At 56.7% G+C, this 12443-nt stretch carries 8 protein-coding genes and 1 pseudogene; 1 reads left to right on the top strand and 8 read right to left on the bottom strand.

Going from position 1 to position 12443, the window contains the following annotated elements:
• Positions 1-288 precede the first annotated feature (288 nt).
• Positions 289-1245 (top strand): IS481 family transposase, encoded by a 957-nt coding sequence (locus tag CK226_RS27275; RefSeq protein WP_063169302.1) that lies wholly within the window; start codon positions 289-291, stop codon positions 1243-1245.
• 175 nt (positions 1246-1420) lie between these two features.
• Here the strand turns inward: CK226_RS27275 and CK226_RS27270 are convergent, their stop codons facing one another.
• The 8 genes and pseudogenes from CK226_RS27270 to CK226_RS27240 form a co-directional block, all read right to left on the bottom strand.
• Complete coding sequence (locus tag CK226_RS27270; protein ID WP_082826574.1) at positions 1421-2158, bottom strand: LuxR family transcriptional regulator; 738 nt, start codon at positions 2156-2158, stop codon at positions 1421-1423.
• Positions 2159-3028: 870 nt separating this feature from the next.
• Positions 3029-4435 (bottom strand): aminotransferase, encoded by a 1407-nt coding sequence (locus tag CK226_RS27265; RefSeq protein WP_063169303.1) that lies wholly within the window; start codon positions 4433-4435, stop codon positions 3029-3031.
• A 190-nt stretch (positions 4436-4625) separates the two neighbouring features.
• Positions 4626-5046 (bottom strand): annotated as a pseudogene (locus CK226_RS35750) (transposase); the annotation flags it as partial.
• Positions 5047-5529: 483 nt separating this feature from the next.
• The gene (locus CK226_RS27260; RefSeq protein WP_063169304.1) at positions 5530-6036 is read right to left on the bottom strand and encodes a TIR domain-containing protein; all 507 of its coding nucleotides are present in this window, start codon (positions 6034-6036) and stop codon (positions 5530-5532) included.
• A 9-nt stretch (positions 6037-6045) separates the two neighbouring features.
• The gene (locus CK226_RS27255; RefSeq protein ID WP_063169305.1) at positions 6046-6906 is read right to left on the bottom strand and encodes a DUF4231 domain-containing protein; all 861 of its coding nucleotides are present in this window, start codon (positions 6904-6906) and stop codon (positions 6046-6048) included.
• Positions 6907-8308: 1402 nt separating this feature from the next.
• Positions 8309-8806, bottom strand: coding sequence for an Lrp/AsnC family transcriptional regulator (locus tag CK226_RS27250; protein WP_063169306.1), 498 nt, complete (start codon positions 8804-8806; stop codon positions 8309-8311).
• A 493-nt stretch (positions 8807-9299) separates the two neighbouring features.
• Entirely contained in the window at positions 9300-10823 is a 1524-nt protein-coding gene (locus tag CK226_RS27245) for a fumarate hydratase (protein WP_063169307.1), read from the bottom strand.
• Positions 10824-10850: 27 nt separating this feature from the next.
• Positions 10851-12284, bottom strand: a complete 1434-nt coding sequence (locus CK226_RS27240) for an NAD-dependent succinate-semialdehyde dehydrogenase (RefSeq protein ID WP_063170369.1) — start codon at positions 12282-12284, stop codon at positions 10851-10853.
• Positions 12285-12443: the final 159 nt, after the last annotated feature.

Genomic DNA, 12443 nt, shown 5'->3' with positions numbered 1-12443 from the left:
GACGTGATAGAAGGTTCCGCTCTGTCTGGATGGGTATTAGCCCGGAGCAGCACTCCATATCGTACCGGCGCTCGACGAAGGGTCCACCTCTTCGCTTTCAAGCCGCATAACCGATAGCCATCGCCCTAAGTCAAGGGTTAGAGATTACCGGCAGGCAGGTATGCAAGCGGGCCATCCTCGGAAACTATATAACCGCACGACTAGCTGTGAGCTTTCGGGAGGTTGTCCATTCGGACCGGACCGGGGAGACTGGAGTTACCAAGCTTCAGCACTCACCGGAGGGTCCGAATGAACATCCATAAGAATGCCCGTCTCACACCGCTGCGTCGAGAGGAGATGGCGCTGTCGGTGATAGAAGGCGCTTTCTCCAAAGCCCATGCGGCGCGTGTCTACGGCGTGTCGGCCAAGATCGTGGCGCGCTGGGTCGAGCGCTACAAGTCCGAAGGGCGGGCCGGCATGATCGACCGTTCCTCGCGGCCCGCCAATATGCCGCAGGCCACCGCTGCGTTGATCGCCGAGCGCATCATGGCGCTGCGGCGGCAACGTTGGACCGGCAAGCACATCGCCCATGAGGTCGGCGTCTCGCCCGCCACCGTTAGCCGGGTTCTCAAGCGTGCCGGACTGTCGCGGTTGCGGGATATCGAACCGGCCGAGCCGATCCGACGCTACGAGCGCGAGCATCCTGGCGAGATGATCCATATCGATATCAAGAAGCTCGGTCGTTTCGAGCGCATCGGTCATCGCATTACCGGCAAGCGCACCGGCAATGCCAGCTCGCGCGGCAGCAGTTGGGAGTTCGTCCATGTCTGCATCGACGACGCCTCCCGCATCGCCTTCTCGCAGATCCTGCCCGACGAGAAAAAAGAAAGCGCCATCGCCTTCCTCAAGGCGGCGGTGGCCTACTACGCCAGCCTCGGCGTCACGATAGCCCGCGTCATGACCGACAACGGCTCCTGCTACAGATCAAAGGCCTTCGCCAAGGCCTGCCGCGATCTCGGCCTCAAGCACGTCAGGACAAGACCCTATACACCCAAGACCAATGGCAAGGCCGAGCGCTTCATCCAGACAGCACTGCGCGAATGGGCTTATGCCATCGCTTATCCGACTTCAGATCACCGCGCCGCAGAGTTGCCGGTCTGGCTGCACAGATACAATTGGCACCGTCCCCACGGGAGCCTAAAGTCCAAAACACCTATCAGTCGCCTCGCTCTAACCGAGGACAACCTGTTGAGGCTCCACAACTAGCTCGTCAGCGACGACACACCCGCTCGAGCACCCATAGACTATGATCACCGGCGCGGACTGGAAGAATACGGCTGCATCGCCCGAGCCGGCGGAACAGAAGATCTCGGCATCCAGTCAACGCTCGATACAAAGCGCGCGATCGAATGGCCCGAGCACAAGGGGATCAAAAAGCTTCTCAGACAATTGAGGACCCTTCGGACCCCAAAAGGGCTATAGCCTGATTTTGGGTTCGCACGCCTAGCTTCTTCTTGGCATTGTCCAAATGAAAAGCGATCGTGCGTGGCTTGATACCCAAGATGCGGCCGGTCACCCAGGCTGAATTACCCCGCGCTGCCCACCTCAGGCACTCATATTCGCGGGATGTCAGCGAAACCCCATCCACTGTTCGATCGCTCGGCAATTTGCGGCGAACGCAACGATGAAAGCAGGCCGCCATCAGTTGAAGAGCTTGTTCGTACCGCTCAGCGACCCGAAGAAATACTGGACGAGGCTCATCGGCGGCAAAAGTAACCGCAGCGATGCGGCCGCGGAGATCGACAATTGGGATCGTCAAACCGCAGCAGATGCTGAATTGAGCCGCCTCATCGAATAGCTGCTGTTGAGCCGGCGACATTTTATCGCCTCCCAAATTCGATCCCCAGTGAAACGGGCAGCCGCCATTTCGAGCACGCAAGACCACAGGATCGAGTTTCTCATACTGATTTTCCAGATACTGTCTGGTCCAGCGGGGTGGATAGTTTGAAATTAACCTCGGTTTGCCGGAAGGCCGTGCTGGCAAGGAGAGGTAGGCAAAGAAGATTAGGTCAAGTCGTCCGGCCGCCTCAGCCATGGCATCCCGGAAATCTGCCTCATCGATACTCTGTGACAGTCTTTCAAGGAATGTCTCGAAAACAAGTGGCATGTGCCTCGTCATCGTCGCGCTCGATTCTTCCTCTTTCTGCACGCCTTCCGGCTGCGTCGTGTATGTCCCGACAAACGTGATTGAATTCGCGGGCGTCGCTGGGCTGACCGGGCTCCAGAATGCTGCCACACTTTCGATCTTCGTCGGTCATCCCAATCATGCTGGGCTCACCCGATGGGCGTCTGGCAGACGCCTCATGATCTCAACAGCTCAATCAGAGAATCTCCATGCATTAAATCATGACCGCCCCTGCACCGACCAAATCAGGAGAAATCATCCTGCGCTGACCAAAAGCCATCATTGACCCCAGCTTTTGCAGGAATTTGGGTCGGCATTAGCATAACAATTCGGATAGCCGCTCATCCCCCACCCGGGGCGCCGTGATCCGCAAAGAAGTGTTGCGATGCTTTCTTTTCTTTGATAGGCAAATCGTCTCAACAATATTAAAATGCCTTTCCTTGTGAACGGGGTGGCGTGTGAGTATCGTCCTTCTATATACCTGACGTGATAAAATTCACCGCAATGATTATGGCCCGCTGCAATGATGTAAAGGGCACGTCTAAGCTCAATCTGCATCGGAACGTGCAGATGACCTTTACCAGACCCTCGATCCCGCACGGGCCATAATGATACTGATTACGTGGGTCAAAAAGGGCGCCCTGCCGGCGGGGAGGTACACCCGCAGGGCGCGCCGCACAGAGGTCCTGGTCGTTGGGCAACAGGACAGCGGCGGCAGAACTGATTCGGTTACAAATCGTGACTGAAATAGCCCGGAGCATGCTCAAGATCAGATATCTGGAATTCAACAGTTTTGGGTCTGCTCGGCGCAGTAGCGCGCAGGGACATGCCTGCCTCCGGACTCGCTCCTTCGCGATCGCAAAATCATACGGCACCCTCGGCCTTCAGCGCGCGATAGGTGGTATCGACCGACTTTACCGTCGCGTCGACAATGATGTCGATCTCTTTTCGGGTAATGATCAGGGGGGGGGCATAACCGAGGATGTCGCCATGCGGCATGGCCCGTCCGATGACACCATTCTCAAACAGAGCAGCTGCAGTGCGCACCCCGACCTGAAGGTCGGGTTCGAATGGTATCCTTTGTTTTGGGTCCCGCATCATCTCTACGGCCGACAGGATACCCACTCCGCGAACTTCACCAACGATGGGATGTCCCGCCAGCTCGGCCTTCATCCGGTCTTGCCAATACGGTCCAACATCGCGGACATGCTCCAGAATATTTTTTTCTTTAAGCAGTCGAATATTGGCGAGCGCGGCTGCGGCACAAAGCGTGTGCCCCGAATATGTCCAGCCGTGGCCGAGTGCGCCGTGCTTCTCAGTTCCTTGTTCCAAAACCGACCAGACACGGTCGCCAATGATTGACCCGGAGATGGGGAGGTAGGCGGAACTCAAACCCTTTGCGATGGTCACGAAATCCGGACGCATGTTATACAGGTGGGAACCGAACTTCTCGCCGGTTCGCGCGAAGCCACAGACCACTTCATCCGCGATTAGAAGGATATCGTATTTGTCGAGCACCGCTTGAATGGACGTCCAGTACCCTTTGGGGGGCGGCACAATACCTCCTGTCCCAAGTACCGGCTCTCCGATAAAAGCTGCAACCGTTTCCGGTCCTTCGGCCAGGATCAAGGCTTCAAGCTCATCGGCACAGCGCCGGGAGAACGCTTCCTCGCTCTCCTCGACACGCGCCTGGCGGTAATAGTGCGGCGTGGTTGTATGGCGCACCAAATCCAGAGGCAGGTCGAAGAAATTGTGAAAGAAGGGAAGGCCAGTTAGGCTACCCGTGACCAATCCAGACCCGTGATAGCCGCGATTTCGCGAGATGATCTTTTTCTTTTCGGGCCGGCCAAGAATGTTATTATAGTACCAGACCAGCTTGATGTTGGTTTCGTTGGCATCGGAACCGGAGAGGCCGAAATAGACCCTTCGCATGTTCTGACCGAAATACTCGACCACGGCCTCTGCCAACAGGGCGACCGGCTCCGTACCTTGGCTGGCATAGACGTGCGCGAACGGCAATTCGTGTGCTTGCCTGGCAATGGCCTCGGCGATCTCCGTGCATCCATATCCCATGTTGACGCAGTAGAGTCCTCCGAAACCGTCGAGGCTCCTTCGGCCTTCGGTGTCCCAGATATAGACGCCTTCCGCACCGGCCATAATCCTATTTGGCGTTTCGCCTCGGCTGTGCTTGGCCAGATGCGTAGAAGGATGGAAGACGAAGCTTCTATCCTTCTCCCGGAGTTGCTCGGTTCCCAGATTGCTCAAGCGCATGTCCCTCTCCTCGCGATAAATTGGCGGAGGGCACTCGGCCAGCCACCTGTTTAGCAAATAGCATACCGGAAACGTCCCTTGAGTTTCTCGGGAATGCAGGTTATTCGCCGTGAAATTCGCGGGATCGGCCCGAATTGCCGTGAAAACTAAGGCGTCACCTTCGCCTTAGCCGAGGGTCGGGGGCGCGTCCTGCAAACACGAACAGCTTACGACGCGCATGCGCCCAGCATAGTGCCCGATTAGCGGGCGATATTGACGGATGAATAGCGCTCGGGACGCTGTTCCCGCCGGCCGCGCGAGGCACGATAGAGCGCCGGCGGCCATGTTCCGCCGAACTGCCGGTCATCCCTTACATTCTGACGGTCCGGATCGGTCTTGCCCTTCCCAAGGGTGGTAATGAGGTGATCAGGGGCAAAGCACATTCGCCTCGATCAGCAGGCAGCGGGTTCCGTGCCGCGGCACAGGCTCCAACCTGGTTGGCCAGCGCTGAGAGGCTGAGGTCGTGCCCTCGCGCATATTGATAGCTTTGGCGGTGCGGCGGCTGGTGCTCGGCAGACTTCTCGAAGGAGCATAGCCAGAAGGTTCGGCCCGGCAAAGACGCGCGGCGAGAGCTCCTTGCCATTGACATCTTGATTCGCAGCCGACCAGCGCCGCCAAGTTCTATCGTCAGCGTGTTGCCTTTCTTGCGATCGCAAATTCGTGGTTGCTGCGCAGGGCGAGCCGAGCTGCGGCTCGCAGGAGGGGGCGAGCCGACAGAATTGCGCGGCCTGAAAAGCTGCCTCCATCAATGCTGGCCGCTCGTGCAGTCTCGAAACGCTGGATCAAGCCTCAAACATCGAACAGCCGCTCCTTTTCCTCGCGAAACCAGCGCCCTCGCGCGACATGATCTTGTCTGACGATCCGACGCTTCGAGCGGGGCTCCTCTAATAGGTTGCACATGACCTGCAGCTTTCAGCCAAACTCAGCAAATCGGACGTCGTGCTCTTCTTATCATCGCTCGGCAAGCTCGGAACACGCTGGCGGACGTTGCTAAGGCTAGTCGCCGCCAGCGGATGGCGAGGATGTTTGGGCGGCTAAGTGCTTTTAGGTGGCGATTATAAGCCGAGATCGCGATAGGTGCTTTCGCCATAGCTCCTGGCGCCATCGCCACGCTGAGCGTTTGAAAGCCGATGAAATTCGCTCGGCCAATTGGCTAGCGCGTGCTTGATGGCCTTCATCTTGAACGGCACGTGCACAACACATTTGTCCCTGATGATAGGCGGACAGCTCACATCTTGTTGCCGCGAGCCGTTAAGGTTTGCTGCGATTATCGGCAGACCTAGATCAAGAGCCAATTCCATTTCCCAGCGCACGAAGCGAAAAAGGTTTTTCGTCTTCTCACCGATCAGGACAAGTACCTGGCTCGATCCATTCATTCTGTTGCGAAGATTGCGTTTAACATAATCTTCGTCCTGTGCTCGGCTCGTCATATTGTCCAGATCGTGAGCGTTCGCGAATTCAAAACTCACATTCTCGCTGGCGTTCCACCCTTTCATAAAGCGGTATGCCCAAGCGTCTTCATCGCCGTCAAATATTACATAGGTCGGATCGCTGTATGCCATTGTTGTCTCTTAGTTGTTTTGACGAGCAACCCACTGGGTGTGCTCCCGTGAGAAAGCCAGTTCGGCTTCGTTCACCGCGGCGGAGAATGCCTCATCCGAGTTGGCGTCCGTAATAAGGTCGGCAGTCAAGCCGATCTCGTGAGCTGTCAACGTGTAAGCCGATGCCAATTCGTTAAATTTCTTGATCTGGGTCCACCCAATAAGGGAGGCGGCGATGACAATTAGCGGCTCGGTCGGCCAGCCTGGCATCGCGGGGTCAGCGATGCGTACTACGATGAACGAGAATCCCAGAGCGTATGCAAAAATACCAAGGCCCATCCAGACTTTCGCGGACCTCTTGTTCGAGCGCGCCTTCTTCTCGTACCACTTCCGTTGGTCGCAGATTCGTCTCTGCAGATATAGGTCTTTTCTTTCTTTTAGCGGGGAGTCCCTTATCGACATCATCTGGTCGGTTGTTTGGGGGGATGCTGAATCGGTGCCGCTCAACGCGCTACCAAGGTGACGATTGCTATCAAGGATACCTTCCATGAGCTTTCGAAAATCAGCTCTGGCGTCAGCGGCGCGCGCGTCATCGAACGGCTGTGCTCGCATCGCGAAGCGCCAAGTCAATGTCTTCACCGACTCTGCCAGAGCTCGAGCCTGATACCAGACCTGCTCGGGCTTTGTGACCGACCGGAAAATGAGGACTCCCATTGAGCAAAGAAATACCGCAGCATAGACACCGAAATAGGCTTTTGATGGCGACAAGTCCAAAGAGAGCACCGACGCTAAAAAAAGAAGAACGTACTCTGCCCGGATCAGGCGCAGAAACGTCGCCTGCTGCTCGTTGGATGCCACGTCGGCGCTATTATAGAGTCCAGGATATTTCATTTTTGAAGCACACCAGTCTATTTTGTGGCGGTAAATTCTTTAAGCCAGGATTTGGCAAACGTGAGGTTAGCAGTCGAGCTTACAGAGCCTATTCTTGAGCGAGGCGCGGTCCCTCTGTTCATAAACAGGAATGCAGGTCCTGTCCCATCAATGTAAGGGTATAGGCCCAAAAATTCTTGCCCGGAGAATGTTTCCGAAGAATTTTTTGCCACGGGCAGAACCGCTACCGCGGTCCGAAACCCATCGAAAAAGCCAAGCTCCCAAGGCATCCATCTGGATCCTGGAGAATTGTTTGAATGCACATAGATTAGCGTCTTTGACTGCCTCATACGGGTCCGCAGCAACTCGGCGGTGGCCGAGGAGACTTTTGTGCGGTCCAGTTGTGAATCTTCGACCCAATCTACGTAAGCAGTGAACCCAAGCTCCTCGAAAATTCGCTTCACACCGAGAACGATCTCTGCGTCCTTGAAAGAATGTGACAGAAAAACGTCGAATGACGATCTGGCTGTAGCTGCGGCCGTCTCTTCCTTTAGAACGATCGATGCGGCTCTATGTCCTCGACTGGCATTCGCAACTCTTTTCAGCTCTGCCTCGGTCAGTAGCACTATTCAAATCCCCCCATGATCTGTTCGCAATCTATGAACTTGACGCCCATTCGATTAAGCGACCCTTGTCTTGTGAAAACTGGCACCATGCTCTCCAGCCGGTAGCGCAACCTCCACCTTCTCAAAGACCACGTCGGGTGGCAGGAGTGACCGGCCTTGTCACCCACCTACGCGATCCCGGCACAGCCATGCTCCTCGCTTAGAAGGCTGCGGAGACCAGCAATGTCAAACAGGACAGACGATCTCCTAATCTCGAACAGCAACGAACTTAGGACGTAAAAACGCGATCTCCGAATGTCCGCAGGCGTCGAGGGCCGGGTTGGTCGCCAAGGCCGAGCGGGCCAGCTTGCACTCCCGCTACCCGTCGGCTTGCCAAACCCTCGCTGTAGATTTCGCCCCCTACACGGATGCGCTGACCGCGACTAAGCTCAATCGCCACTGATCGCCAATCCAGGGCGAAAGTTCCCCCCTTGAAGTAGCGGTAGAGGCATTTTTCGGCACTTCGCATCTTAGATATGGACGCCTCCTCAACCAGGCACGATCCGGTTTGGCTTCTCGCCGTAACCGTGCTGGGCAAGTGCGTCCGATGGCTGCTTCGATCCTCTCCTGGAATAGATCGGTTCCAGATTGCTCAAGCGCATCGTCCTTGCTCGCGATCAACTGGCGGATAGCGCTCGGCCACCTTTTTCCAGCAATTAGTATACCGCAAATGTCCCTTGAGTTTCGTCGGAATGGGTGCCTTTTGCCGACGAATCTACGGGATCCGTGCCAAACGCCGTTGAAACTTAGCTTTTGGGTTACCGTTGCCTCAGGGCGGACAAAGGTATCGGTGAATTGGACTTCACTGGTTTCGTGACGACAAGGCTATAGTATTGATCAATCCCCAAGCCTGCCTGCAGCAGTCCCTCCATGAAATCCTGATAGGCGGCCATAGAACGAGATGCGACCCGCATCAGATAATCCACGCGCCCCCCAATTGCCCAGCAGTCCAGGATTTCCGGAATGTCTTGGATAGCAGTTTCGAAGTGTCGTTGGTCCTCAAGACGATGACGATCCAGCACGACCTCCACCATCACAAAGATCATGCCGCCGATGAGGGCAGGACTCAGCCGCGCATAAAATCCCTCAATAATCCCCGCGGCCTTGAGTGCTCGGAGCCGCTCCGAACAGGCGGACGCCGAAAGATGAACTCGTTTTGCAAGCTCACTTTTTGAAATCCGACCGTCTGCCTGAATTTCGGAGAGGATCCGCAGGTCCCAACTGTCGAGTTGCACGGGATCGGGTTTCGACTTCATAACCTATGCTCTCAGCGATGACATCGCGTTGTGTGCCGATCAATTCTATCATCAATTGAAACGAGCGAATGTAGCAGTGGAAGGCATCCGTTCCAGGCCCGAGATGTGCCAGAATGGGGTACGAAAATCAGCTGAGGGTGAGCGATCCGCTGAGAAAAGCTGCAGAAGTAATTTGGCTATCGCCCCAACGCCCAACGGGGCAATGGTGCAGCTGGAGAGAATAGTCGGCGGCGGCGGAGACCATGATAAATAGATAACCGATTTTCTTGAATCTCGCTGCCGTACTTGATAGACGCGCGACTGCATTCGACCCTCGATCGCATGGACGGCATACTCAATGCAGTATTCACTCGCACATTCAACTATTAGGGTGAATTGAAGGCCTTGCTTGGCCGGCTCGCCGAGGCGCAGGGCACCGCAAATGCCGCTCGTCTTATGGCTTGCCCGATAATTTGGCGCTCGGGTCTGGCCGAAATCGCCCAACCGGAAAGACTCAAACACCGATGTTGCGTGCGATGCTGTCGGCTGCCATACGCTTACGCCACTCAAGAGGCCCGGAATTGTGAATGGAGTTTCCCTCAACATCGACAGCCATGACGACGGGCATGTCCTGCACATCGAATTCATAGATGGCTTCCATGCCCAGGTCTTCAAAGGCGACAATCCGCGCCGCCTTAATCGACTTTGAAATCAGGTACGCAGCGCCACCCACTGCAGCAAGGTATGGCGTTCTGTGTCTTACAATCGACGCGATGGCCGCCGGTCCCCTCTCCGCTTTGCCCACCATCGCGAAAAGGCCGGTTTCGGCGAGCACCTTGTCCGTAAAATCGTCCAAGCGGCTGGAGGTTGTTGGACCGGCGGGTCCAACGACTTCATTCCTCACTGCCCGGACGGGACCGACGTAGTAGATCACGCGGCCCCTCAGATCGACTGGGAGCGGCTTGCCGGCATCAATCAGTTCGACCATTCGTTTGTGGGCAGCGTCACGGCCCGTCAGCATCTTTCCAGAAAGCAGGAGCGTTTCACCGCAGCGCCACGATGCCGTCTCTTCCTTCGTAAGCGTATCTAAATTGACCCGCCGGACGCCGGCTGGGTTCAATTCGTCGGCTCCGATGTCGGGCCATTCGCGCAAATCGGGCGGCTGGAGGCTGATGGGTCCAGAGCCGTCCAAAGTAAACTTCAGGTGCCGGTTGGCGGCGCATTGCGGGATGAGCGCCACAGGCTTGGACGCTGCATGAGTAGGATAGGTCGCAACCTTGACGTCAACGACTGTCGTCAGACCACCAAGGCCTTGGGCGCCGATACCAAGCGCGTTGATCCGCTCATAAAGCTCAATCCGCAGCCCCTCTTCTGCGCTTGACGCCCCCCTTGCGATCAGTTCCGCCATATCTATGGGCTCGTTCATGGCCTCCTTGGCCAGCAGCATCGCCTTTTCAGCGCTACCACCGATGCCGACAGAGATCAGTCCAGGTGGACACCACCCGCTGCCAAGGGTCGAAACGGTATTGACCACCCAGTCGGAAACGGAGGCGGTGGGATTGAGGGTGGTAAAACGTGCCTTGTTCTCCGACCCGCCGCCTTTCGCGGCGATGGTGATCTCAATCTGGTTACCTTGCACCAGGTCGACATGGACAACTGCCGGTGTGTTGTCGCGGGTGTTGACCCGTCTAGCGAGGGGATCCGCAACGATCGATGCCCGAAGGGGATTGTCCGGATCGAGATAGGCTTGACGTACGCCCTCATTCACAAGATCCGCGAAACTGGCTGTTGACTTAATGCGGGCATCCATGCCGACCTTTGCGAAGACAACCACAAGTCCGGTGTCCTGACAAATCGGGCGCCGCCCAAAGGCCGCCATGCGGGAGTTCAGCAGAATCTGACCTATGGCATTCTTCGCCGACGGGCTCTGTTCTCGCGTGTATGCGTGAGAAAGAGACCGGATATAATCTGGAGGATGATAGTACGAGATGTACTGAAGGGCGTCGGCGACGCTCCTTGTGATGTCGCTACCGGCCATGGTCCGTGTTCTGTTTCCCACCGGATTTTATCCAAATGAACCGAGGCCATTGACCATTTTCAGAATCTGGAAGCTTCGCACCCCCTGCTCGCCGCCTTCATATCCATAGCCGCTTTGTTTGACTCCTCCATAAGGGGCATCAGCGGAAACCCCTTTCAGGTAATTCACACTAACAGCGCCCGCAGAAAGACCGCCCACAAGCCTCTGTTGCGTATCGGCCGCGCCAGTAAACAAGTAGGCGGCCAGACCGTACTCCGTGGCGTTGGCTTCATCGATCGCCTCTTCGATCGTATCGAAAGGAGCCACGGTGAGAATTGGTCCGAACGGCTCTTCATGAAGCACTCTCGCTTCCTTCGGTACGCCAGTCAGGATGGTTGGCGGCCAGTAAAACCCCGGTCGGTCAAGGGGGATGCCACCGGTCTCGATTTGGGCGCCGCCCTCTACCGCATCTTTGGTCAGGCGTTGCATGGCCTCGATTCGCCGCGCGTTTGCCATGGGACCCATCTGCGTTGCAGGGTCATCCGGTGGACCGATCCTGATTTTTCGGACCGCCTCCGTCATCCGGAACAGGAATTCCTCATAGCGGGATCGGGCGACAAGAATCCTGCTGGGCGCATTACAACTCTGGCCCGCGCACTCGAATTTGTATTCCGAAATAGCCGGTATCGCCGTTGCCAGGTCGGCATCTTCGCACACAATAACCGGGGAATGTCCACCGAGCTCAAGGATGCAGCGCTGCAGATTATTCGCGGCCAGTGTGGCCAGCTGTTTCCCAACAGCGGTCGACCCCGTGAACGTCAAGACTTTGACAATTGGCGAACTGAGCAGATGCCGTGATATATGCACAGGAACACCGAACACCAGGTTGACCACGCCTTCCGGTATCCCTGCTTGACGCAAAGATTCCACGACATGGACAGCCACGCTTGGCGTCTCTTCGGCCCCTTTGAGGATCACCGGGCAGCCTGCCGCCAGCGCGGGGGCGAGCTTGCGGGCGATGAGAACGGCTGGATAGTTCCACGGCGTAAAGGCAGCGACGACACCGAGGGCCTCCGGGACGATCATCCTGTTCGGACCCAACGGAATCGGGGTCGACAACTCATCGGCATGCCGGCCATTCCATTCCAGCGTTTCGACTGCGCGCGCGTACTCTCCTGTTGCTTCGGCAATCGTCTTTCCCTGTTCGGACGACAGGTCCCTGGCTGCGGCGCCAGCTTTCTCAGCCAGATTGCTGGCGGCAGAGACGAGGATCTCGCCACGCTCTTTGGCGGGGCGTGAGGACCACGCCTTGCGGCTGCGTTCTGCCGAAGCAAGAGCTTCATCCAAGTCTGGAACCGTAGCCGAGGCCACTGAGGCAAATACCTTCTCCGTCGCCGGGTTGATCACCGGCAAAGTGGCTCGGCTACCACCGGCTCGCCATTTGCCATTAATGAAGAGCTCGTAGCTCCTGGCGTGGGACATCGCGGGCTCCACTTGTGATTCTGGCCATGCGAGCGCCGTTTCAATTTTCGAAGCCGCTGAGCTCGCTTGAGCCAGTTTCATCGCGATGGTCGCAGCGGGTCAAATATCGATTAGTGCCTAAATCCATCTGGAATCCAGATCGATCTGTTCCGACAGGAA

This window comes from Mesorhizobium sp. WSM4311 (assembly GCF_002295115.1).
In the GTDB taxonomy this organism is placed as follows: Bacteria; Pseudomonadota; Alphaproteobacteria; order Rhizobiales; family Rhizobiaceae; genus Mesorhizobium.
The sequence above is the reverse complement of the archived record's forward strand: the minus strand, read 5'-3'. Positions and strand labels throughout refer to the sequence as shown.